Origin of the sequence: Arthrobacter sp. zg-Y877, assembly GCF_030373105.1 — a bacterium.
In the GTDB taxonomy this organism is placed as follows: Bacteria; Actinomycetota; Actinomycetes; order Actinomycetales; family Micrococcaceae; genus Arthrobacter_B.
The window spans coordinates 38357-61714 of record NZ_JAUCPU010000002.1 but is presented as its reverse complement, the minus strand read 5'-3'; the positions used below and the strand labels follow the sequence as shown (position 1 = coordinate 61714).

At 67.7% G+C, this 23358-nt stretch carries 21 protein-coding genes; 11 read left to right on the top strand and 10 right to left on the bottom strand.

Annotated elements, in window-relative coordinates; genetic code table 11:
• Positions 1–27 precede the first annotated feature (27 nt).
• Complete coding sequence (locus QNO03_RS04410) at positions 28–729, top strand: DedA family protein (protein WP_289602118.1); 702 nt, start codon at positions 28–30, stop codon at positions 727–729.
• A complete protein-coding gene (locus tag QNO03_RS04405) occupies positions 722–1738 on the top strand; it encodes a 3'-5' exonuclease (protein WP_289602117.1) in 1017 nt (338 codons plus the stop codon). The genes QNO03_RS04410 and QNO03_RS04405 overlap by 8 nt, the downstream gene beginning before the upstream one ends.
• Before the next feature lie 25 nt (positions 1739–1763).
• Here QNO03_RS04405 and QNO03_RS04400 read toward each other — a convergent pair whose 3' ends face one another.
• Positions 1764–2375, bottom strand: coding sequence for a TetR family transcriptional regulator (locus tag QNO03_RS04400; RefSeq protein ID WP_229950752.1), 612 nt, complete (start codon positions 2373–2375; stop codon positions 1764–1766).
• A gap of 126 nt (positions 2376–2501) precedes the next feature.
• On the opposite strand from QNO03_RS04400, the gene QNO03_RS04395 reads away from it, so the two are divergent.
• Positions 2502–3467 carry an aldo/keto reductase gene (locus QNO03_RS04395; protein ID WP_289602803.1) on the top strand — a complete coding sequence of 322 codons (966 nt, stop codon included), beginning with the start codon at positions 2502–2504 and terminating at the stop codon, positions 3465–3467.
• Between the two features lie 16 nt (positions 3468–3483).
• Here the strand turns inward: QNO03_RS04395 and QNO03_RS04390 are convergent, their stop codons facing one another.
• A complete protein-coding gene (locus QNO03_RS04390) occupies positions 3484–4506 on the bottom strand; it encodes an ADP-ribosylglycohydrolase family protein (protein ID WP_289602116.1) in 1023 nt (340 codons plus the stop codon).
• 466 nt (positions 4507–4972) lie between these two features.
• Between QNO03_RS04390 and QNO03_RS04385 the strand changes: the two genes are divergently transcribed.
• The 5 genes from QNO03_RS04385 to QNO03_RS04365 all read left to right on the top strand — a co-directional run bounded on the left by QNO03_RS04385 (position 4973) and on the right by QNO03_RS04365 (position 12103).
• Complete coding sequence (locus QNO03_RS04385; protein WP_289602114.1) at positions 4973–6010, top strand: aquaporin; 1038 nt, start codon at positions 4973–4975, stop codon at positions 6008–6010.
• 103 nt (positions 6011–6113) lie between these two features.
• Entirely contained in the window at positions 6114–7271 is a 1158-nt protein-coding gene (locus QNO03_RS04380; RefSeq protein WP_289602113.1) for an exonuclease SbcCD subunit D, read from the top strand.
• A complete protein-coding gene (locus tag QNO03_RS04375; protein ID WP_289602112.1) occupies positions 7268–10360 on the top strand; it encodes an AAA family ATPase in 3093 nt (1030 codons plus the stop codon). Before QNO03_RS04380 ends, QNO03_RS04375 begins: the two co-directional genes overlap by 4 nt.
• 109 nt (positions 10361–10469) lie before the next feature.
• Positions 10470–11861: an MFS transporter gene (locus QNO03_RS04370; RefSeq protein WP_289602110.1), complete on the top strand. Its 1392-nt coding sequence runs from the start codon at positions 10470–10472 to the stop codon at positions 11859–11861.
• A gap of 80 nt (positions 11862–11941) precedes the next feature.
• Positions 11942–12103 (top strand): hypothetical protein, encoded by a 162-nt coding sequence (locus QNO03_RS04365; protein WP_229950763.1) that lies wholly within the window; start codon positions 11942–11944, stop codon positions 12101–12103.
• A gap of 94 nt (positions 12104–12197) precedes the next feature.
• Here QNO03_RS04365 and QNO03_RS04360 read toward each other — a convergent pair whose 3' ends face one another.
• The 6 genes from QNO03_RS04360 to QNO03_RS04335 form a co-directional block, all read right to left on the bottom strand.
• Positions 12198–13184: a serine/threonine-protein kinase gene (locus tag QNO03_RS04360; RefSeq protein WP_289602109.1), complete on the bottom strand. Its 987-nt coding sequence runs from the start codon at positions 13182–13184 to the stop codon at positions 12198–12200.
• Positions 13185–13348: 164 nt separating this feature from the next.
• Positions 13349–14158: an alpha/beta fold hydrolase gene (locus QNO03_RS04355; RefSeq protein ID WP_289602108.1), complete on the bottom strand. Its 810-nt coding sequence runs from the start codon at positions 14156–14158 to the stop codon at positions 13349–13351.
• A gap of 3 nt (positions 14159–14161) precedes the next feature.
• A complete protein-coding gene (locus QNO03_RS04350; RefSeq protein WP_229950768.1) occupies positions 14162–14491 on the bottom strand; it encodes a biotin/lipoyl-containing protein in 330 nt (109 codons plus the stop codon).
• Complete coding sequence (locus tag QNO03_RS04345) at positions 14484–15449, bottom strand: alpha-ketoacid dehydrogenase subunit beta (RefSeq protein WP_229950850.1); 966 nt, start codon at positions 15447–15449, stop codon at positions 14484–14486. The genes QNO03_RS04350 and QNO03_RS04345 overlap by 8 nt, the downstream gene beginning before the upstream one ends.
• 133 nt (positions 15450–15582) lie before the next feature.
• Positions 15583–16602, bottom strand: a complete 1020-nt coding sequence (locus QNO03_RS04340; RefSeq protein ID WP_289602106.1) for a thiamine pyrophosphate-dependent enzyme — start codon at positions 16600–16602, stop codon at positions 15583–15585.
• 138 nt (positions 16603–16740) lie between these two features.
• Positions 16741–18072 (bottom strand): amino acid permease, encoded by a 1332-nt coding sequence (locus tag QNO03_RS04335; protein ID WP_289602103.1) that lies wholly within the window; start codon positions 18070–18072, stop codon positions 16741–16743.
• 281 nt (positions 18073–18353) lie between these two features.
• On the opposite strand from QNO03_RS04335, the gene QNO03_RS04330 reads away from it, so the two are divergent.
• The 3 genes from QNO03_RS04330 (at position 18354) to QNO03_RS04320 (ending at position 21756) form a co-directional block, all read left to right on the top strand.
• Positions 18354–18830, top strand: a complete 477-nt coding sequence (locus QNO03_RS04330; RefSeq protein ID WP_229950775.1) for an Lrp/AsnC family transcriptional regulator — start codon at positions 18354–18356, stop codon at positions 18828–18830.
• Positions 18831–18910: 80 nt separating this feature from the next.
• Positions 18911–20293, top strand: a complete 1383-nt coding sequence (locus QNO03_RS04325; RefSeq protein WP_289602101.1) for a M20/M25/M40 family metallo-hydrolase — start codon at positions 18911–18913, stop codon at positions 20291–20293.
• 29 nt (positions 20294–20322) lie between these two features.
• A complete protein-coding gene (locus tag QNO03_RS04320) occupies positions 20323–21756 on the top strand; it encodes an MFS transporter (protein WP_289602099.1) in 1434 nt (477 codons plus the stop codon).
• Here the strand turns inward: QNO03_RS04320 and QNO03_RS04315 are convergent.
• The gene (locus tag QNO03_RS04315) at positions 21753–22220 is read right to left on the bottom strand and encodes a MarR family winged helix-turn-helix transcriptional regulator (protein ID WP_289602097.1); all 468 of its coding nucleotides are present in this window, start codon (positions 22218–22220) and stop codon (positions 21753–21755) included. The two genes, QNO03_RS04320 and QNO03_RS04315, sit on opposite strands and share 4 nt — an antisense overlap.
• A gap of 9 nt (positions 22221–22229) precedes the next feature.
• Positions 22230–23345, bottom strand: a complete 1116-nt coding sequence (locus tag QNO03_RS04310; protein WP_289602095.1) for an LLM class flavin-dependent oxidoreductase — start codon at positions 23343–23345, stop codon at positions 22230–22232.
• Between the last annotated feature and the right edge of the window lie 13 nt (positions 23346–23358).

Here is a 23358-nt window from a genome sequence, read left to right as displayed (position 1 = left end):
GGGGCCTAGGGCAGAATTGAGCGCGAGATGACTATTACACAAGCCGTTACCCCAGCCACCTCCGTAGCCGCAGCGCAAAGCTCCGGCGATCCCTCAGCCCTCGGGGGTGTGGCGGACTGGGCGGTCGGCATGATGGAAACCATCGGTGCTCCCGGCGCGGGGCTGGCCATTGCCCTCGAAAACCTCTTTCCCCCGCTGCCGAGCGAAATTATTCTCCCGCTGGCCGGATTCACCGCCAGCCAGGGCAACTTCTCGATCATCGCCGCACTGTTCTGGACGACGCTGGGGTCCGTCGTCGGTGCCCTGGCGCTCTACGCACTGGGCGCCTTGCTGGGCCGAAACCGGATGCGCCGGCTGGTCGCGAAGGTTCCGCTGGTGGACCTGGAAGACGTGGACAAGGTTGAAGCCTGGTTCGGACGGCACGGCAACAAGGCAGTGTTCTTCGGCCGGATGATTCCGTTGTTCCGCAGCCTCATTTCCATTCCCGCAGGGATCGAGCGGATGCCGCTGCTGACCTTCACGGCCCTGACCACGGCCGGAAGCCTGATCTGGAACGCGATCTTCATCGCGGCCGGCTACTACCTGGGCGAAAGCTGGCACATCGTCGAACAGTACGCCGGGATCTTCCAGAAAATAGTCATCGTTGCAGTGCTCGTTGCAGCCGTATGGTTTGTGGCCGCCAAGATCCGGAGTTCACGGCAGAAGCGTGCAGCCCGCCAAGATGCCTGACACGGGACTTAGCTTTACCGCAATAGATTTCGAAACAGCCAACGGTTTCCGCGGTTCGCCCTGCTCCGTGGGACTCGTCCGGGTCCGCGGCGGCCAGGTCGTCGAGGAAGCATCCTGGCTGATGCGGCCGCCGGAGGGCCACGACTATTTCGACCCGCGCAATGTCCGGATCCACGGGATCGAACCCGGAATGGTGTCGGGAGCTCCGCGGTTCGGTGAGCTCTTTCCGGAGATCGGCGCCTTTATCGGCGACGACCTGCTGGTGGCGCATAATGCAGCCTTTGACCTGGGCGTCATCCGCTCCGCCTTGGAAGTCTCAGAGCTGGCCGGACCGGCCTACGACTACACCTGCACGGTGGTCCACTCACGGCGCACGTACCAGCTGCCCTCACATTCGCTGCCGTTCGCGGCGGAAGCCGCCGGGGTGCCCCTGCTGAACCACCACGACGCCACCGAGGACGCGCGTGCCTGTGCCGGGATCATGATCGATATTGCCCGCCGCAGCGGTGCGCAGTCCATGCCGGAGTTCTTCCTGCGCGACGGCCGGCCTGCATCCCACCTGCCCGCCTATGTGCCGGGGCAGCACCCGCTTTCCAAAGCGACCCGGGACGCCCTGGCCCGGGGCACCGGGACTCCCGCTGCGGCAGCCGGCGGGTGGGAGGGCTGGCCGTCCGAGGGGGAGAACCCGCCGCCGAATCCGCTGGCGGATCCTGCCCATCCGCTGTTCGGACAGACGGTTGTCTTCACTGGAAACCTGGGTATGGCCCGGCAGACCGCCAAGGACCGGGCCGCTGAGGTCGGTGCCCGCACGGCCAGCAACGTCACGCGTGCCACCAGCGTCCTGGTGGTTGGGGACGGCTTTGAGCCCGGAGACCTGCGCAGCGGGCGGTTGACCGGCAAGGCCCGGCGCGTCCTGGACCTGCACGAACGCGGCCAGCGCATCGAAGTGCTCTCGGAGGCGGAATTCCTGCAGACCCTCGGTGGAATCTGGCCCCGGGCCTCGCAGTAGCGGCACGCCCGGGCTGTCCGTACAGCTAGTCGACCAGTGTTGTGGGTTTCAGGAGCCTGAAGGCTTCATCGAGCAAAACCCGGTGGGTCGCAGCACCGTTGCGGTGCACCAGTTCGGCTGAGGAGACGTCGAGGCAGGTCAGCGCACACAGGGTGATTGCCCGTGCACGATACTGCCGTTCCGCTTCGGGGCCGGCCAGGGCGGTGGCGACCAGCGGCACAAGAACCGTCATCCAGGCCAGGTGCTTCTCCGTGTTCCGCGCGCGCAGACAAGGCGTGTTGATCATTACCCTCGTTGCACGCAGGGTCCGTTCAGGGTCCGCTTCCACTGTCTCGACGACCGGCTCAAACCCCGCCCGCAGGGCCTGCCATACCGGCATCGTTTCCAGGCTTTCGGCAAGGCGCTCTCGAACGGGCTCGCCGTAGAGCATGGGGTCGCCGAGAACCACGTCCTCTTTGGAGGCGAAGTAGCGGAAGAAGCTCCGGGGCGACATGCAGGCCGCTGCCGCGATCTGATCGACGGTGGTCTCGTCAAAACCCTGTTCGTCGAACATCACCAGGGCAACCTCAGCGATCTGCTGACGCACGGTATCGCGTGTGCGCTGCCTCAACCCCATGCCATCAGTACCTGCACTCATAGGTCGAGGATACAAGGCGAAATGCATCCGCCGCCCTTATTGACAGTGACTGACACAAAGGGCATAGACTGCACGCACGTTCAGGGGCGTCATAGGCGCCGCCCGGTCCACACCTGAGGAGACATGATGCAGACACGCACATTGGGCAAACTAGGCCTGGCCACGTCCGCGATCGGCTACGGCTCGATGGGAATCTCGGATTTTTACGGTCCCGGCGACGAGCTGGAGGGTATTGCCGCCATCCGGAAAGCGCATGAGCTGGGGGTGACGCTCTTTGACACAGCTGAAATGTATGGCTGGGGTGCGAACGAGGAAATCGTCGGCCGGGCCGTCAGGTCCTTCCGTGACGAAGTCGTCATCGCCACGAAGTTTGGATTCAGGGCACCCGATTTCAGTCTCGACAGCAGCCCGGAACACATCCGCGAGGTCGTCGAGAACAGCCTGCAGCGTCTCGGGGTGGACCACATCGATGTGCTTTACCAGCACAGGGTGGACCCCAACGTCCCCATCGAGGACGTCGCCGGCACCGTCAAGGAGTTTATCGATGCCGGCAAAGTGAAGTACTTCGGTCTCAGCGAAGCCGGCCCGGAGACCATCCGCCGCGCCCATGCCGTCCAGCCCGTCTCGGTCCTTCAGACCGAGTACTCCCTCTTCGAACGTGAAGTGGAGGTGCTGTTCCCCGTCCTGAACGAGCTGGGCATCGGCTTCGTTCCGTACTCGCCGCTCGGGCGTGGGTTCCTCACCGGCAGCGCCAAACCGGCCTCCGAGTACGACGAGACCGACATGCGCCGCGCCGACCCCCGCTGGCAGCCCGGCAACTTCGAGAAGAACGTCGACGCCACACGCCAGCTGACGGAACTCGCCGCTTCCAAGGACGCCACGGTCGCTCAGCTGGCCCTCGCCTGGCTGCTCGCGCAGGGGGAACACATCGTCCCGATCCCCGGCACGCGCAGCGCCAAGCGCGTCGAGGAGAACGTCGGTGCCGCCAACCTCACGCTCACCGAAACCGATCTCACCCGGATCAAAGAGATCCTTCCGGAGGGAGGGTTCGGCTCCCGCTACCCCGAGGGTCTGCGGCCGACCTGGACGTAGGCAACGGGCCCGGCGGCTAGGGTGCGATCGTGGCGGCGATGAACCCCGAAGCGAGTTTCTCGATGACGCTGCGTTCGCGCAGGGCATCCAGGCTGGCCTCGGGCAGCGAAGCGAAGAGAGTGCCCAACAGGCTTCCCGCCACGATGGCGGCAGGTGCTCCTCCGGCGGCGGCAGCTTGTTGGACGGCTGTGGTTGTTGCGGCGGCCCGGTCCTCTGACGGGCCTTGTGCGTCCTTTTCAGCCGCGAGGGCTGCACGGAGCCCGGTCAGCAGGGCATCCTCCGCCGTGTGTCCCGCTCCGTCCGTACCCGTAGGGCCTGCGGGGGAGTTCAGTACCGCCTGCACCTGTCCGGCGAGTTCGACAGCTCCGTTTGCGTTGGCGTGTTCCAGGGCTGCTTCGGCAGCGCTGCGGAGCGTTGCCCCTGGAGCCAGCAGGCCGTGGATCATGGAGGCAAAGACGGCTGCGCTGTGCCGGGCTGAGGAGTGACCGTGCGTGAGCGATGCCGCGTCCAGGGCGAGTTTGTAGACGGTCTCGGTCTCAACATAGGGCAGCAGGCCAAACGGGGCCGAACGAACCAGCGCAGCCGGAGTATTGACACCGGTATTGACCGGACGCTGCCGGGTGCCCATTTCCCCTGTGGACAGTGCGGCAAGGACATCGCCGTCCGGGCCGGACGGGCCGCCGTCTGCAGCTGCCTGCAGAAGCGGTTCGGAATCAATCGGCCGGGGCAGCGGGGACGGGCCGGACTCGGGAAGGGGCAGCCCCTGGCCGCGCATCCACCGCAGATAGGCCAGCCAAAGGCACGCTGTCTCGTCGGCGCCGACTCCCTCGTTCGCCCATTCAATGGCCTCGAGCAGTCCGTCGAGGGAGTAGAGCGCAAGCTGCGTGTTGGCGGAGATGGAGGTGCCGGCTCCAGTCGGGCTCCCGGCGGCCGTTGCCGCAGCATCACCCAACGCGCCCCCGAGGAGGCAGCCGCGGATCTTTGCGGCCAAATCGGCGGCGGACGGGGAAACAGGGGCGGGGCGGGGATCGTTGCTCACTCTTCCAGCATAGGTGCCGGGCGGATGCAGGCCGGAGGAGCAGGGTTGCCGTGCGGCAGCAGCACGGTGTCCCACCCGGTGGGACGGGAGTGCCCTCCTGTGGTCCCACGGGCATCAGCAGCACCACCGGGTGGGATGCTGTGTCCGGCAATGATCCGCGGCAGCACGGTGTCCCACGGGGAGGGACGGGAGTGCCCTCCTGTGGTCCCACGGGTATCAGCAGCACCGCCCGGTGGGATGCTGTGTCGAAAAGGTGTCCAGGGCATACCCCGGCTGAGGACTCAGGCCGTGCAATTCACGCTGCGCACAGATCAAACTCAGGGAGTTCACAGGCTGCGCTGACACGGTGGGGTAGTTTGTTGTGAGTCCGGCATGGTCGCTACCGCCCATATCGCAGTACCGGCCATGTCCCTATCGGCGACCGAGTATCCGTTGCCACCATCCACACGTTAGGAATTCCTCTTTCATGTCATCTGAGTCCTTACCACTCAGCGGTGCCCGGGCTGTTGCCCCCGCCCGCGGCGCAGCACCTGCGAACGGTGGCCACACTTACGGGCTGGTCGGACGGTCGGTAGCTGAGGCGATCGGTTCGTTCCTGCTTCTCTTCGTCGGCATCGGGATTGCCATCTTCGGCAGCAGCACCGGCGGCGGTATTACGTCGCCGCTGGCGTTCGGCCTGGCCCTTGCGGCCGCAATGGTCGCGTTCGGCTACGTTTCGGGCGGCCACTTCAACCCCGCGATCACCCTCGGCAGCGCCGTCGCCGGACGTACGCCCTGGAAATTCGTCCTGCCCTACATCGTCGCCCAGCTGGTCGGTGCCGTACTCGGCGTCGCGATCCTGTGGGTCGTCATCACCGGCCACGAGCAGATCGGTGAGCAGGCACGGCAGTTCATGAGCGGTACGGCCAACGGCTACGGTGAGCACTCCGTGAACCTCTTCCCGCTGGCCAGCGCGCTGCTGATGGAGGTCATCGCCGGTGCACTGCTGGCAGCTGTCTTCCTCGGTGCAGCATCCCGCCGCCCGGGTACGGACGCCCGCCGGTCCCTCGCCGTCAAGGGCGCTTTCGCCGTCGGCGTGACCTATGCGGTCCTGCTGACTGTGCTTGCCCCCGTCACCAACGGCGGCATCAACCCCGCACGTTCCACCGCCGTCGCATTCTTCGCTGAAGGATGGGCCCTGGAGCAGCTTTGGCTGTTCTGGGTGGCACCGCTGCTGGGCGCCGTCATCGCCGGCCTGATCTTCCGCAGCGTCGACATGACCGTCGACGCCCACCGCAGCGACGCCGTCGTTACCGATGACGCCGTCGTTACCGCGGACACCACGCCGGCCGTTGAGAACGACGCCGCCGCCAAGCCGGCAGCCAAGCCTGCCAAGTCCGCCGTCGCTGACTCCAGCAAGCCGGAGCCCGTTGTGGACGAGGAAGCCCGCGGCTTCTTCGACAAGCCCGGCACCGGTACCGGCACTGCCCGTCCCGAGGACGGCACGCCGGGCAACCGCGCCTAGAACGATCCTGGTCCGGCTTTAGCTAGCAGGACACCCGGGGGCAGTGGCACACGCCGCTGCCCCCGATCCGTTAACTGTCGGAGCCGGGCTGTAGTTTTGAAACATGCGTTTACTGCACACTTCAGACTGGCACCTGGGCAGGTCCTTCCACGGCGTCGGAATGCTCGATGCCCAGGCTGATTTCATCGACCGGCTCGTGGACACTGTCCGGGAACAGCGGATAGATGCCGTCCTGATTGCCGGTGACGTGTATGACCGGGCGCTTCCAGCGGTGGACACCGTACGCCTGCTGGATTCTGCCCTGGCACGCATCACCGGCGCGGGCGCAGCAGTCGTGCTGTCCAGCGGCAACCATGATTCCGCGGCCCGGCTCGGTTTCGGCAGTGCGCTGTTTGAACGTGCCGGCGTCCACCTGAGGACCCGGTATGAGGACATTGCCCGGCCGGTGATCCTGCCCCTGGAAGGCAGGCCCGTGGCCATCTACGGCATCCCGTTCCTGGAACCGCGGCTCGCCGCCGGGGAGCTCGGCGTCGAACTCCCCAACCATTTCTCCGTCACCGAAGCCGCCGTGCAGCGGATCCGCAAAGACATCCTGGCCCGGGAGCAGGCCGGCGCACCCGTCTCCTCGGTGGTGCTGGCCCACACCTTCGCCAGCGGCGGCATCAGCAGCGACAGCGAACGCGACCTCGCCGTGGGCGGCCTGGGCGCCGTGCCGCTGGATCTCTTCGAGGAGTTCTCCTACACCGCCCTGGGCCATCTCCACGGCCGCCAGCAGCTCAGCCCCACGGTGCGCTACAGCGGCTCTCCGCTGCCGTATTCCTTCTCGGAGGCGCGCCAGGCCAAGGGCGGCTGGCTGCTGGAGTTCGACGGCGGCGGCCTCGTCTCGGTGGAACCGGTCACCTGGCCGGTGCAGCGCAGGCTGGCCGTGCTGCGCGGAAAACTGGAGGAGCTGCTCGCTGACCCGGGCCTGGCAGACGCGGAGGACGCGTACTGCCAGGTGACCCTGACGGACGCCCAGCGTCCAGCGAAGGCCATGGAACTGCTGCGCCGCAGGTTCCCCGACACCCTGGTGCTGGCCTTTGACCCGGAGGGCGGCACCCGCGGACCGGCGCAGACCTACAGCCAACGGCTGGCCAAGGCCACCGACGATCTGGATATCTGCTGCGGCTTCCTTGAACATGTCCGCTCGCGCAGTGCGGCGGATGCGGAAAAAGACCTCTTCATCGAAATCCTGGACAAGGTCCGCGAGGCTGCACAGTGAGAATCCACCGGTTGGAAATGCAGGCCTTCGGCCCCTTCGCGGACCGGCAGACCATCGACTTTGATGAACTCGGCGCCCACGGGCTCTTCCTGCTGAACGGGCCCACGGGTGCCGGCAAGACCAGCGTGCTCGATGCCATCTGCTTCGCCCTCTACGGCACTGTTCCGGGCGCCCGCCAGCAGGGGCGACGGCTGCGCAGCGACCACGCCGGACCGGACACCGCACCGGAGGTCGTCTGCGAGTTCAGCTCCGGTGTGCGGCGTTTCGAAGTTGTCCGCAGCCCCCAGTGGGAGCGTCCGGCCAAGCGGTCGGGCGGGAAAAGCACTGTGACCGAGCAGGCCAAGACCCTGCTGCGCGAATTTGTCGACGGTGCCTGGGTCCAGAAGTCCTCCCGCAATGACGAAGCGGCGGCGGAAATCACCGAACTGCTCGGAATGAACCGGGAGCAGTTCACCCGGGTCGTGATGCTGCCGCAGGGGGATTTCGCCGCCTTCCTCCGCGCTGACGCAGCCTCCCGCGAGCAGCTTCTGCAGCAGCTGTTCGGAACCTCCCGGTTCGAAGACATTGAACGCCGTCTCAAGGTGGAGCTGATCGAAGCCACCGAACATTTCGACGCCGCGCAGGAGGAGTCCGAGCATGTGCTGCGCCGTGCCCGCGACGAAATCCGCCGCTACCGCGACGAGCTGACGGCCGGATCGCAGCAGGCCGACCCCGCCGACACGGCTGACACAGTAGAAGCACCCGACACGGCCGGAACGGATGAGGCCGAAACGGAGATAGCGCAGTTCCGGGCCGAACTGGACTCCCGGAGCGCAGCTGCCCGCAAGGAGCTCGCCGAGCTGCGGACGGCGCGGGAACGTGCGGAGAAGCACCTGCAGGAATTGGAGCGTCTGAGGGCCCGCGGCCTTGCCCTCCAGCAGCTGGTCCGGGAGGAAGCCCAGCACGCCGCCGTGGAAGCGGACATTGACCCCCAGCGGGCGGCACTGGCAACCCACGCAGCCGCGTCCCTGCTGGCAGGATCCGTACGGGCAGCCGACGCAGCCACCCGGCGGGCGGAAAACCGGCGTGCCGCGGCTTCGGCAACGCTGAAGGACCTGGCCGGTCACCGGCTGGCTCCTGCCTACAGTGCGCTCCCGGAGGACGGAACCGGTCTGCCGGAGGGGCTGGAGGCACTGATCGGCGCGGACCTGGCAGCCGCCCGCGCCGCATTGGAGGATGAGGAACGGACCTCGGCCCTGCTCGCCCGCGCCGCGGCGGAGACGGATGCCGCGGAGGCTTTCCGGGTGCAGGCGGCCGACGCCGCCGGAAAACTGGATTCCCTGCGGGTGGAAGAATCCACACTGGCAGGCGAAGCAGCCGCACTGGAACGGCTCGCGGAAGGTGAATCCCGGGCCGAGACCGCCCTGGCCGCTGCGGAAGAACTGGTGGCAACCATCAGCGGTTACGCCGTGGCCAACGAGCGGGCGGAGGCAGCCGAAAAGACAGCCGCCGACGCGCGCCAGGAATACCAGGACCGCCGTCAGGCGTGGCAGGACCTGCTGCAGGCCAGACTGGACCAGTCCGCGGCCGAACTGGCGCAGCAGCTGGCCGACGGGGAGCCCTGCCCTGTCTGCGGCGCCGCGGAGCATCCCCGTCCGGCAGCCCTTCCCGACGGCGAAGCGCCGGTGACGCGGGAAGCCGAGCAGGAAGCCAAGGAACGTGCCGGCAAGGCAGAGGCTGCCTACGACGACGCACGGCGCCTGGCCGGGACGGCGGCCGAGGAAGCAGCGGCGCTGCGGGCCCGCGGCGGCGGGGGAGACATGGACCAGGCCCAGGAGCAGCTCGATGCTGCCCGGGCTGACGTGGAAAGCGCCCGCGCCGCAGTCCGGTCACTGGCGCAGGCCAGCCGGCGCCTGGCGGCAATCGCGACGGAACTTGCGGCTGCTGAAACAGCCCGTTCCGAGGCACTTATCGCCGCCGCCCAAGCCGATTCCCGTGCCGGGGCAGCCCGGGAGCAGGCCGCAGACCTGGCGGACCGCACGGCGGCGGCACTGAGCGGTTTCGGCAGCATCAGCGAACGGGTCCAGGCCCTGACAGCGTTTGCGCAGCTGGCCGCAGCAGCCCGGGAAGCAGCCGGGGCGGCGGACACCGCTGACGAGGAAGCTGCCCGGGCAACCGCTGAACTGGAGACTGAACTGTCCGGCACCGCGTTCGGATCCGCGGCAGAGGTTTCTGCCGCCTTGCTGGATCCCGGAACCGCCGACTCCTATGCCTCGGCGGTCGCGGAGTGGGAAGAGCAGGGCAGGAGGCTGCAGCTGCGGCGGGAGGCCCAGGCTGCCGCCGGACCGGAGGACGCAGCGGGGGAGCCGCTGGCCGTGCCGGATGAGGAAGACGTGGCCGAAGCAGCGGAACAGGCCGCGGCGGCACGGAAGGCACAGGAAGAAGCGGCCCTGCTCGTCCGGCTGCTGGAAGGCTCGGCCATCCGGCTCGCGGAGTATTCGGCGGAACTGGTGGAGGCGCTTGAACGCACAGCGCCCCTGCGGGCCCGCCGGGACCTGCTGCAGTCAGTCACGGACACTGCCAGGGGCGGGGGAGAGAACGAATACAAGATGACGCTGAGCACCTACGTCCTCGCCGCCCGGCTGGAGCAGGTGGCGGCCGCGGCCACGGAACGGCTCGCCGCAATGACCGGCGGCAGGTACGCGCTGGTGCACAGCGATTCCAAGTCCGGAAACCGCAAGGCAGGCCTGGGCCTGCACGTCACGGACGAATGGACCGGCCAGCGGCGGGACACCTCCACCCTGTCCGGCGGCGAAAGCTTCATGGCCTCGCTGGCCCTTGCCCTGGGCCTGGCCGACGTGGTCCAGCAGGAAGCCGGGGGCGTGAATATCGAGACCCTGTTTGTGGACGAAGGTTTCGGCAGCCTCGACGAGCAGTCCCTGGAACAGGTCATGGACGCGCTTGAGGGACTGCGCGACGGCGGCCGCGTCGTCGGTTTGGTCAGCCATGTGGCCGAAATGAAACAGCGGATCCCGGCGCAGCTCCAGATCCTGAAGGGCCGAAGCGGGTCCACGGTCCGCTACAGCGCCGGGGACGTGCTGGTCGGGTGAACCCCGGGTTAGGTCGAGCGGCAGGGCGTGGGTAAAATCGACGGGTACTAGGGTCGGGCACACCGGGAGGGGGGACGGTGTGCGGTTCGACGTACCTGGATACCGCACCATGACCCACAACAACACTTCCCCCACCCCGGCCGTCACCGCTGCCGCGGCCAACGCAGCCGCAGACACTGCAGTTCACGAGGCCTCAGCACATAACGCCGCAGCACCGGCAGCATCCTCACCGGGCGGCCGCTACCAGGCGATCTTCGCACTGGCCGGCAAGTCCTTCTTCCCCGTCGCCTTCCTCGCACGGCTGCCCCTGGCCATGCTTACGGTCGGTGCACTTACCCTCATCACCGAAGTTTCCGGCTCCTACGCCCTCGGCGGCCTCGCCGCCGGCGGTGTGGGTATCGGTTCGGCCGTGGGCGCCCCGCTGCTGGGCTACCTCGCCGACCGGATCGGACAGCGTCCCGTCCTGCTGGGCACCGCCGTCCTGAACCCCGTAGCCATCGGCCTGTTCCTGCTCTCAGCGGCACTGCTGGACCCCTCCGACGGTCCGCTCTGGATGCTGGCCGCGGCCCTGTTTATGGGCATCTCCTGCCCGCAGGTCGGACCCATGGCACGCGTCCGCTGGATGGCCATGACCGCACGCCGGCCGCAGGGACGCGAAATGGACACGGCCCTCGCCTACGAAGGCACAGCAGATGAACTGACCTTCGTGCTGGGTCCGGCCCTCGTGGGCCTCCTCGCGGCCGCCGTCGCCCCCTGGATGCCGCTGGCCCTCGCCGCGGTGCTGACCGCGAGCATGGTGACTGCGTTTGCCGTGCACCGCACCGTGGAGCACGTGGTTCCCGCAGCCCGCCGGGCCAGGACTTCCCGCAAGGGTGTGGCTCCCGCCGCCGGACAGGCAGACGATACGGCCCCGGTGAACCGTCCGCAGTGGCTGGTCATCATGGTTCCTGTGCTGGGCATGGTCGCCATGGGATCGTTCTTCGGTTCCACCCAGACCAGCCTGACGGCATTTGCCGGCAGCTTCGGCGTCGCCTCGTCGGCCGGCCTGATTTACGCCGTCATGGCGCTCAGCTCCGCCGTCGCAGCCCTTTCCGTCGCCTTCTGGCCCGAGCGTTTCGGGACGGCCGGCCGGTGGGTGCTGTGCGCCGCTGCCATGACCGCATTCACTCTCCTGCTTTTCCTGCCCGCGGATATCGGCACCATGGTTGTGGTGCTGCTGGTCCTGGGCATCCCGGTAGGCCCGACCATGGTGAGCATCTTCGGTATCGGCGCCATTGTGGCACCCCGTGAACTGATGGGTACCGTCATGACCATGCTGGCCAGCGGCGTCGTCACCGGTACCGCGCTTGGTTCGTCCGTAGCCGGACGGCTGGCGGACTCCCATGGCTACAGCCACGCCTTTATGGTGCCGACGGCGTCCGCCGCGGCCCTTCTGGTCCTGAGCCTGGTTGCCGTCCGCGCAGCGTCGCGGAACGCGTCCCGGAAACAAGCGCAGGCCTGAACCGTCCGCAGGTGTTGGCTGCGCCACGGTTGGCCTAGTATCGATAAGTAGGCCAGCGAGCATCACAAAGGAGAAACACCATGGGAAACAAGGAATCCGGCCGCGAAGATCAGCCGAAGACCGGTTCGCAGGGCCCGGACGGCACCATCCCCCAGAGTGAGGATGGAATCGCGGCCGCGAGCACCGAGGAACCCTCGAACTTTGAGCCCGAAGAGGACGACGCGGCCGACGACGGCAAATAGGCGTCCCTGTTCGGCGCACGGATACTCCAGGCAAGAAAAAACGGATCGGCCCCTCGGGACCGATCCGTTTTTGCGTTGGCTTTATCGAAAGCGCCTACCCCAGGCTGGGGGCATGCGCCGGCGGAGCCGGAATGTAGATGTTCCCTGTGGTGACGCCGCCCGTGGCGGGTTCGCCGGTGACCGGCTGGCTGTCCGCTGAGCTGTCCGGGGTGCCGTCCTGCGGCGGAGCCGCCATTCCGGGACCGTCCAGCAGGAGGGCTTCGGAAGCGAGGGAGCGAAGCGCCACCGCCACGTCGTGGATCTCGGGGCGTGCATCAACCAGGCGGGACGTCATGGCACGCAGGATGTCAGTCCAGTCGGAACCTACCCATTCGGGGATCTCGGGGTCCCGGAGCAGGCGTGCCACGGCGGCTTCCACAATGGGGCCGGGGAACGCCTTTTCGCCGGTGAGGCACTCCAGGAGCACCAGGCCCAGGGAGTACACATCGGTGCGCGGTTCCACGGCGGCGCCCTGCGCCTGTTCCGGGCTCAGGTAGTTGGCTGTTCCGATGGTGGCGCCGTGGGCCGTGGCGACGGTGGCCTCAACCATCCGGGCGATCCCGAAGTCCGTGAGCCGCGGATACAGCCGGGTGTCTTTGTCTTCCTGGGGGAACAGCAGGATGTTCGCGGGTTTTACGTCGCGGTGGATGACTCCGTTGCTGTGCACGTAGCTCAGGGCGTCGGCCACATCCGCGCCGAGCGTTGCCGTGGCGGTTGAGGAGAGCGGACCCTCTTTGAGCTTCCCGCGCAGGTCCGGCCCGTCAACGAGTTCCATCACGAGGTAGCTGGACGTCCGGCCTTCGGAGTCAACGGTGACTCCGGCGTCCAGGAGCGTCACGAGGCCGGGGTGGGTCAGGGTTGCCAGCAGCTGCATCTCGGTCTGCTGGCGGCGTGCTTCGTCGTCTCCGTGGATCCCGGCACCGAAAATCTTGACGGCGACTTCCCGCCCGAGGTTCTGGTCCACTGCCCGGTACACCGATGCGGCACCGCCGGACCCTATGAGTTCGGTGGTGCGGTAGCGGTGCCCAAGGAGTACATCCACGGGTGTCCTCCTAGAGGGGTAAACGGTGAAGCAGGAAGAGGGCCTGAAACAATCAGTACGCTGATCAATCTCAGGCTAGCCCACCAGCGGTCCCATCTTAGCGCCCGGATCTGCGTGTCGGCGGCAAAATCCGGCGTATGTGACCAAGCTGTAACCTCCGGGCGTCAGCCGTTCAGGAACTCCAGGGCGGCGTTCTTGAACGCCCGTGAGGTCACGGCGTTGGTGTGGGTGCGGGCAGGAAGCTGCACCAGTTCGGCGGAACCGCTCAGGGCCGCCAGTTCCGGTGCCGTGACCGCCAGCGCGTCCCGGTCCCCGGCGACCAGCAGCAGCGGCATGGCCGGCACGGCCGCGGCGGGGGAGAAGGGCTCCTCCTTGATGGCTTCGATCATCCGGAACAGGGCGGTCAGGCGGTTCTGCGGGACCAGTTGTGCCATCCGCAGCAGTTCGGCGGTGCCGGGATCCGCCACGGGTGCCCCGCCGGCCGCCGCTTCCCGGGCGGCGTCCAGGTCGAAGTCGGCCAGCGGGTCGCCGCTGCCCGGCCCGCCCAGCACCATGCGGTGCACCAGTTCGGGCTGGGTCGCCCCGAATTCCCAGGCGAGCCTGGAGCCGAGCGAATAGCCGATGATGTCCAGGCCGCTGGCGGGATCGTTGTCCGTGAGAGGGGATACCCCGGCGTCCTGCAGCACCTGCAGCAGGTCCGCCCGGATGCGGCTTGGACGGTAGGAATCAAGGTCGTCCGGGGCGGCACTGCCGCCGTGGCCGGGAAGATCCACCGTGATGACGCGCCGGCCGGCGGCGGTCAGGGCGGGGATCCACCCCGAGGTCTGCCAGTTCAACTCCGAGCTGGAGGCAAAACCGTGCAGCAGCAGCACCGGCCGCAGGGCACCCACGGCACCCGTACCGCCGTCGGGCTCGGTGATCTCCACCAGCAGGTGCGGGTTGGTGCCTTCCACCACGGAACCCGGGCCGGCCACCGCCTAGTCCTCGTCCGGAACGGCGGTCAGGCGGACCCGGCGCCGGGCCGGTGCCTCCGAGGGGACCGTGCCGACGATGCCGGCCGTGTTGTCGGGCACCTCGAAGACGATCAGCGGCTCGCCCACGTTGATTTTTTCACCGGGTTCGCCGTACGTGCGTGCCACGCGTCCGGCCTGCGGGGACGGCAGCTCAACAGCGGATTTGGAGGTTTCCACCTCCACGAGCGGCTGGTTGCGTTCCACCTGGTCGCCCTCGGCCACCAGCCATTCCAGCACGGTCGCTTCGATCAGGCCTTCGCCGAGGTCGGGAAGGGGGAAGGGGATTTCAGCCACGCCGGTACTCCAATACTCGCTGGATTCCGAACAGGATGCGGTCGATGTTCGGAATGTATTCGTCTTCAAGATCGCCTGAGGGATACGGTACGTCGAATCCCGTGACCCGCCCAACCGGTGCGCGCAGGGTGTCGAAGCAGCGTTCGGTGATCAGGGCGGCCACCTCGGCGCCCAGGCCGGAGGTCAGCGGCGCCTCATGGACGACGACGGCGCGCCGGGTCCGTGCCACCGAGGCCGCCAGTCCGTCGGCGTCGATCGGCTTCAGCCAGCGCAGGTCCAGGACCTCCACCTCGATCCCGTCCTCGGCAGCCAGTTCGGCCACGGCGAGGCAGCGGGCCACCATGGCACCCCACGCCACCAGCGTGACGTGTTTGCCCGGGCGGACCACCTTGGCGCCCTCCAGGGGGCCGGCGTCGTCAAGGGCCACATCGCCCTTCTGCCAGTACCGGGACTTCGGTTCCATGAAGATCACCGGGTCCGGACGTGCCACGGAGTGCTTCAGCAGGTGGTAGGCCTCATGCGGGCTGGACGGTGAGACCACCTTCAGTCCCGGCACATGGGCGAACAGCGCTTCGAGGGATTCGCCGTGGTGTTCGGGGGCGCGGATGCCGCCGAAGCTGGGCACCCGCAGCGTCACCGGCATCGGCAGGGTGCCGCGGCTGCGGTAGTTCATCCGGGCCAGCTGGGTGATGATCTGGTTCACGGCGGGGTAGGCGAAGCCGTCGAACTGCACTTCGGGAATGGGACGGAAACCGGCCATCGCCAGTCCCACCGACATACCGAGGATGCCGGATTCAGCCAGCGGGGTGTCAAAGACGCGGTCGGCGCCGAAGCGCTGCTGCAGGCCGTCGGTGATCCGGAAGACGCCGCCGAGCCGCCCCACGTCTTCGCCCAGGACCACGGCTTTGGGATCCTCCGCCAGGATTTCGGCCAGGGCGCGGTTCAGGGCCGCCTGCATCGACAGGTTTTCCACCCGTCCTGCGCCGTCCGCGGGGGAGGGGACCGGACCGGACCGGGCCTGCCCGGCGTTCCGGGCGGCGGCTTCCAGGTCAGAGGAGGGAACGGCGTCGACCGCCGTGGTGCTTTGCTGATCAGACATGTTCGGATTCCTCCCGCCAGGCGCGGGCCTGGGCCTTCAGTGCTTCGGTGGGTTCGGCGAAAACGAAGTCGAACATTTCGGATCCGGGCCGGGCTCCCAGCTGCATAACGCCTTCGCGGACGCGGTCGGCATTGGCATTCGCGTCCTGCAGTGCGGTGTCGAGGAAGCCGCGGTCCGCGATTCCCTCGGCCAGGAGCCGGTCGGCGAGCAGCTGGACCGGGTCGGCGCCGGCGTCGCGGCGCTCCTCCTCCAGGCTGCGGTACCTGCCGGGATCATCACTGGTGGAGTGCGGGCCGCGGCGGTAGGTCATGGCCTCGATCAGTACGGGTCCGTGTCCGGCGCGGGCATGCGCGGCGGCCTCGCGGGTGGCGAGGACGACGGCGGCGGCGTCGTTGCCGTCCACCGTGATGGCTTTGATGCCGTACCCGGCGGCACGGGCGGCGACGGTGCCGCCGGCCACCTGGGCCTCGGTGGGCAGCGAAATGGCCCAGCCGTTGTTCTGGACAAAGAAAATGACCGGTGCTTTCAGCACGCCGGCGAAGTTCATCGCTTCATGGACATCGCCCTGCGAGCTCGCGCCGTCGCCGAAATAGGTCAGGGCGACGCCGCGCGTGCCGGAGAGGGTCTGGCCGTGTGCCCAGCCCACGGCGTGCAGCACTGATCCGCCGACCACTGCCTGGATCGGAGCAAGCCGGGTCTGCACCGGATCGTAGAGGCCGCCGTGCCAGCTGGCCTTGTGGGTGGACATATAGGCGGTCATGTCCACGCCCATGGTCAGGGCAACCCCCATTTCCCGGTAGGTGGGGAAAACGAAGTCCAGTTCGGGGTCCATGGCGAAAGCGCTGCCCACCTGGGCCGCTTCCTGGCCCAGTTCCGGGGCGTAGCCGGGAATGATGCCCTGGCGCTGCCAGGCGATCGCGGCGAGGTCCAGCTGCCGGACGGCGGTGACCAGGCGGTAAAGCTGCCGGAGTTCCTCCGCGGGCAGGGCCGCAGGCTGCAGATTATTGTCCATAGTCCGCAACCTAGTGCCTTGCGCCACAGTGGGCAAACAGCATCAGGAACATGACACAGTCTGTACAAATGTGTCGGTCAGCCGGCACCTGGGCATGGCAGTTTGCCTAAGGCATGCTCCGGGCCTGACCCCGCCCGGCTATTCCGCCGGGTTGCGGGGCGCGGTGCGGGCCTTGGCGGCGCTCCGGCGCTCGAAGGACCAGGCCAGCAGCACCAGGAGGGTGCTCAGCGCCGCCGTCGCCAGCAGCTGGACGCGGACGTCGGGATCGAAGAACCCGAGAATGACGATGCCCGCCAGCAGGGCGAGGGCGAAGTAGGAGAGCCAGGGGAAGGCCCACATCTTGAAGCTGAGTTCGACGCCGGCCGCTTCCGCGCGCTTGCGCAGGATGATCTGCGAAACGATGGAGATGCCCCAGACCACCAGGCAGGTGGAACCGACGGTGTTGAGCAGGATCATCAGCACCGTCTCGGGGTAAAGGTAGTTCAGCACCACGGCAATAAAGCCGAAGACCACCGAGGCCAGCACCGCGCGGCGCGGCACCCCTCCGGACCCGAGCCGGCCCAGGGCTGCCGGTGCCCGGCCGCGCTCGCCCAGGGAGTAGATCATCCGGGACGCGCCGTAGAGGTTCGCGTTCATGGCCGACAGCAGCGCAATGACGATCACGACGGCCATGACGGTGTCAGCGCCGGGTACCTGGGCGGCGTGCAGGACGGCCACGAAGGGCCCGGTGCTGAGGGCTTCGCTGTCCCAGGGCAGCACGGTGACCATCACCAGGACGGAGCCGATGTAGAAGACCAGGATCCGCCAGATGACCGAGTTGATCGCTCCGGCAATGTTCTTGGACGGCTCTTCGGTGTCCGCCGCCGCGATGGTGATGATCTCGGTGCCGCCGAAGGCGAACACCACCAGCAGCAGGCCCGAGGCCACGCCGGTCAGCCCGTTGGGCATAAAGCCGCCGTTGCCGAAGAGGTTGGAGGTGCCCGGTGACGGGACACCGGGCAGCAGGCCGGCCACAAAGGCAACGCCGACGCCCAGGAAGATAATGATTGCCGCAACCTTGAGGATCGCGAACCAGTACTCGAATTCACCCAGGCTGGCAGCCCCGGCCAGGTTGACGGCGGTAAACACGATGATGAAGGCAAGGGCCAGCACCCACTGTTCGACGCCGGGAACCAGGGAGGCGACGATGGCGGCAGCGGCCGTGGCCTCCGCGGCTATGACGATCACGATCTGGAACCACCACATCCACCCGACAGTGGTGCCGGCCGTACGTCCCAGGGCTTTCTCCGCATACACGGAAAACGCCCCGCTGCTGGGGTCGGCCGCAGCCATCTCGCCCATCATGCGCATGATGAGAATCACCATGGTTCCGGCGATCAGGAAGGAGATCAGCACGGCGGGACCGGCTGCTGCGATGCCTTCCCCGGAGCCCACGAAGAGGCCGGTGCCGATGGCACTGCCCAGGCTCATCAGGACGAGGTGCCTCGGCTGCATCTTCCGCGTACCGGACGGTTCCCCCGCCGGAAGTGCAGTATCAGCGCTGGACGGGCGGGTGGAACTGGGCATAACGGGAGAGGCCTTAGAACGAACGGATTGGCTGCCGGTGGGTCCGCCGGCAGGCGGGGAAGCCGCTGCGGAAATGTACACCTGATTCCATCTTAAGGCCGCTTTGTGTGTGCCCGGTTCCGGCGGACAGCCGTGCTGCCTCTACAATTTGTACACTGCCTGTGCTTAGTCCCGGAAAGGACCCCATGCCCACCGACGCGCTGGACGCCCGTATCGTCACCCTGTTCACCGACAACCCCCGGATGTCGGTGCTGGAGGCCTCGCGCCGGCTCTCAGTCGCCCGGGCCACGGTGCAGGCACGCCTGGACCGGATGCAGGAAACAGGCGTGATCGCCGGCTGGGGTCCGCGGATCGACGCCGAGGCGCTGGGCTACGACGTCGTCGCCTACTGCTCGCTCACCATCCGCCAGGACACCGGCCATGATGCCGTGGTCGCGGCGCTGTCCCGGATTCCGGAAATCCAGGAGGTGCATACCGTGTCGGGGGAGAGCGACCTGCTGGCCCGGGTTGCCGCGCGGTCCAATTCGGACCTGCAGCGGGTGATCGACGCGATCGTGGCCACCAACACCGTCCTGCGGACCTCTTCGGTCATTGTGCTGAACACGCACTTCCAGGGGCGGATGCTGCCGCTGCTGCACGCTGCGGCAGCCCCGGAGGCCTGACCCGCCACAGTTGGTTGCTGCTCAGTAACATTCCTTCCACGGCTGACTGTGGCCCACGGCACTCCGGTTACACTCGCCCCATGCTTACCACCCCCGCGCCGTCCGCGGCACTCCTGGGCCACATGGCTGCCCCCAAGCTTGCCCGGCTCCTGACCTGCCGCACTGTCTCTTCGCGGGTGCCCGGGGAGGTCGAGACGGACCAGTTCGAGGCCTTCATCGCCGCGCTGCCCGAACTCTTTCCACGTGTTTCCACAGCCCTGCAGCTGGAACGGGTCAACGGCTTCGGACTGCTGTACCGCTGGCCCGGGAAAGCCGCGGCGGAGCCTGCCGCGGGCGCGGCGGACGGCCGGGGTCCCACGGTGCTGATGGCCCACTATGACGTGGTCCCCGTGGAGGACCCGGACCGGTGGGACTATCCGCCGTTCGCCGGCACGGTCACCGAGACCACCATCGAGGGCCGCGGCGCCCTCGATGACAAGGGCGCGCTGGCCGCAGTCATGGAAGCGGCCGAACAGCTCCTCGCCGAGGGGTTCGCACCGGCGGCGGATATCTACTTTTCCTTCGGCAACAACGAGGAGACGGCCGGCGACACGGCTGCTGCTGCGGCTGCCCTGCTCGCTGAACGCGGCATCCGTCCCTGGCTGGTGCTGGACGAAGGGGGTGCGGTGGCCTCCGGCGCGTTCCCGTTCGTGTCTGTGCCGCTCGCCGTCGTCGGCGTTTCCGAAAAAGGCATCCTCGACGTCGAACTGGCGGTGGAGGACGCCGGCGGGCATGCGTCCACGCCGCACCGGATGGGCGCGACGGCGCGGCTGGCCCGCGCGGTCGTCCGCCTGGACCAACGCCCGTTCCCGGCATCCCTGCCGGACGTCAGCGTGGACATGATCCAGCGGCTGTCCGCGGCGGCGCCGCTGCTGCCGCGCCTGGTCCTGGCCAACGCAGGCCGTCTGCGCAGTGTGCTGACCCGGGTGTTCGGCCTCCTTGGCGGCGAACCCAACGCCATGACCCGCACCACCGTCGCCGTGACCCAGCTGCGGGGGAGCAAGGGATCCAACGTCCTGGCCACGCGGGCCACTGCCAACGCCAACATCCGGGTGGCCGTGGGGGAGACGGTGGAATCGACGGTGGCGCGTCTGCGGTCGATTATCCGTGACCCCAAGGTGAGCCTGCGCGTGGTCGAGGGCAACGAGCCTTCTCCGGTCTCCGCGACGGACAACGCCCAGTTCACCCTGCTCTCGGACACCATCAAGGGCTGCTTCCCGGACGCCGTTCCGGTGCCGTACATCATGCTGGGCGGAACCGACGCGCGCCGCTTCACCTCCATCTGCGACGCCGTGTACCGGTTTGCCCCGTTCCGTATGAGTGCTGCGGACCGGGCCAGCATCCACGCCGACAACGAACGCCTCGGCATTGAGACCTTCGGCGAAGGCATCCTCTTCTACAAATCGCTGATGGGTGCGCTCTGATGCCCGCGCCCTCCGCGTCCGGGCTACGCATGATCGGACCCCTCGTGTGGTTCCTGGTACTGGTGGAAATCACCAGCGGTATCCTGCAGGGCTACTACACGCCGCTGCTCACCGACATTGCCCGGCACCTGAAGATCGACGACGGCGACGTCAACTGGTTTGAATCCGCCCAGCTGATGCTCAGTGCGCTGGCCGTACCGATCCTGGCCAAACTCGGCGACATCTACGGGCACAAACGCATCCTGCTGGCCGCCACGGTCCTGACGGCTGCAGCGTCCTGGGGGGTGGCCTTCGCACCGGATTTCTGGACCTTCCTGGCGGCGTGGTCGTTCCAGGGCTTCTACGTGGTCTGGCTGCCGATGGAAATCGCCCTGATCTTCAGCCGGCTGCGGCATGCGCCGGACCGTGCGGTCCTCACCCGCAAGGCGGCGGGCCTGCTGGTCGGCGCCCTCGAGCTGGGGGTGATCGGCGGAGCCCTGCTGGGCGGGGTCCTGGTGGAGCACCTCCCGCTGTGGCTGACGCTGTGCCTGCCCGCGGCTGCGGTGACCCTGTGCATCTTCGCGGTGCACTTCGGGGTACCCGAATCCACCGCTTTGGACGGCGGCACCGTGGACCGCACCGGGTTCGTGCTGCTGGCTGCCGGGCTGCTGCTGCTGACCTCCGGCTTGACCTTCCTGCGGATCAACGGCCCGGAGACCTGGTGGGTATGGGCCGTCCTGGCCGCCGGTGCGGCAGTGTTTGTTCCCTTTGTGCGGTATGAACTGGGGCAGAAGGACCCGCTGGTGGACTTCCGGATGCTGCGCAGCCCGTCCATGTGGCCGGTCCAGCTCACCGCGGGGCTGTTCGGCATCTCGGTCCTTGGTGCCCAGGCGCCCATGTCCACGTTTGCCCGCACCGATCCGGGACTGCACGGCTACGGCCTGGGACTGGCGGCCTCGCAGGTGTCCATCATCATCGGTACCTACGTCTTCGCCCTGCTTCTAGGTGCGCTGCTCTTCCCCCTGGCGGCCCGGCGGACCACTCCGCGGAACACGCTGGTGGGGGCATCGCTCCTGGTGGGCATCGGGTACGGACTCTTCCTGCCCTTCCACGACACGCTGCCGCAGGCCCTGGTGAACATGGTGGTGGCCGGGCTCGGTTCCGGGGCGCTGGTGGCCGCGCTTCCCTCGGCTGCTGCCGCCGCGGCGCCTTTGAACCGGACCGGCATGGCGACCGGGCTGACCAACACCACCAAGACCATCGGCGGGTCCTTCGCCTCGGCGGTCTTTGGGATTGCGCTGGCGGGCGCGGCAGCTGACGCGCTCTCGGGCGGATCCGCGGACGCCGGGACGGTGGCCCCGCTGCAGGGTTACCTGACGGTCTGGGCCGTGTGTTCCGTGACGGCGTTTATCGCGGCGGCTGTCCTGCTGCTGGTGCCCAGGCTCGCGTTTGCCGACCCTCCGCTGACGGAGGCGGCTGCCTAGTCCCCGCTCGGGTCCGCCAGGCTCGCCAGGACCTTGTCCGTGAGTTCCTTCAGCTGTGCCAGTTCCGCGCTGTCCAGGGCAGGTGCCAGCAGTTTCTGGATGCCGCGTACGTGGATACGGCCCAGGCGGCGCTGGACGGCCCGTCCCTCATCGGTGAGCGAGAGTTCCACGCCGCGCTGGTCCTGCTCGGCCGGGCGGCGCTGCACCAGTCCCCTGGCCTCAAGCCGGTCCACCATCCGGCTCAGGCTGGGCTGGCTGATGAGCAGGTGTTCATTGAGCTCGTTCAGCCGGGTCCAGCCCCCGGGGCAACGGGTCAGGTTAAACAGGACGTCGTACTCCCGCATGGTGAGTTCCCGGAATTCCGGGTCCCGCTGCAGGCGCCGCATCACGCCGACCTGGACGCGGAACAGCGACTCCCATGTTTCGGCGGCCTGTTTCGCGGTGACGTCGTCTGTGGGGTGCATCGTTCCAGCCTACTGAACCGCAGCGGAGGCAGACGCCGTGCCGGCTGCCGCTGGGGTGCGGGCGGCGACGCGCGCTGCATGGGTGGGACCCTCCGGAACGTCCTGCGGGCGGCGCGAATCGAATTCCTTCCGAAGCTCGGGCAGCACGTATTCACCGAAGAGGTCCAGCTGCTCCAGGACGGTCTTGAGCGGCAGCCCGGCGTGGTCGATGAGGAAAAGCTGGCGCTGGTAGTCACCGAAATACTCCTGGAAACTCAGGGTCTTCTCCAGCACTTCCTGCGGGCTTCCCACGGTCAGCGGAGTCTGCGCCGTGAAGTCCTCCATGGACGGACCGTGTCCGTAGACGGGCGCATTGTCGAAGTACGGGCGGAACTCGTTGACGGCGTCCTGGGAGTTTTTCCGCATAAAGAACTGGCCGCCCAGGCCCACTATGGCCTGGTCCGCGCGGCCGTGTCCGTAGTGCTCGTAACGCTCGCGGTACAGGCCGATGAGCTGCATGTAGTGCTCCTTCGGCCAGAAGATGTTGTTGGCGAAGAACCCGTCGCCAAAGTAGGCGGCGATCTCAGCCACCTGCGGAGTACGGATGGAGCCATGCCAGACGAACGGGGCGACGCCGTCGAGCGGCCGCGGCGTAGCCGTGAAGTTGTGCAGGGGAGTGCGGAACTTGCCCTCCCAGTTCACGGTGTCCTTGTCCCAGAGCTGGCGGAGCAGGTTGTAGTTCTCCACGGTCAGTTCCACCGAGTCCTGCGGATCCTTGCCGAACCAGGGATACACCGGTGCAGTGTTGCCTCGGCCCAGGACCAGGTCCACGCGGCCGTCCGCCAGGTGCTGGAGCATGGCGAAGTCCTCGGCGATCTTGACCGGATCATTGGTCGTGATCAGCGTGGTGGTGGTGGAGAGGATGATGCGCTCGGTCTGGGCGGCAATGTAGCCCAGCAGCGTGGTGGGGGAGCTGGCATAGAAGGGCGGGTTGTGGTGCTCGCCGGTGGCATAGACGTCCATGCCGATCTCTTCGACCTTGCGGGCAATGGCCACCGCGGCCTTGATCCGCTCAGCCTCGGTGGGGACGAGCCCGGTGACGGGATCCCGGGTGATGTCGCTGACGCTGAAGACACCGATCTGCATGCTGGCCTCCGGA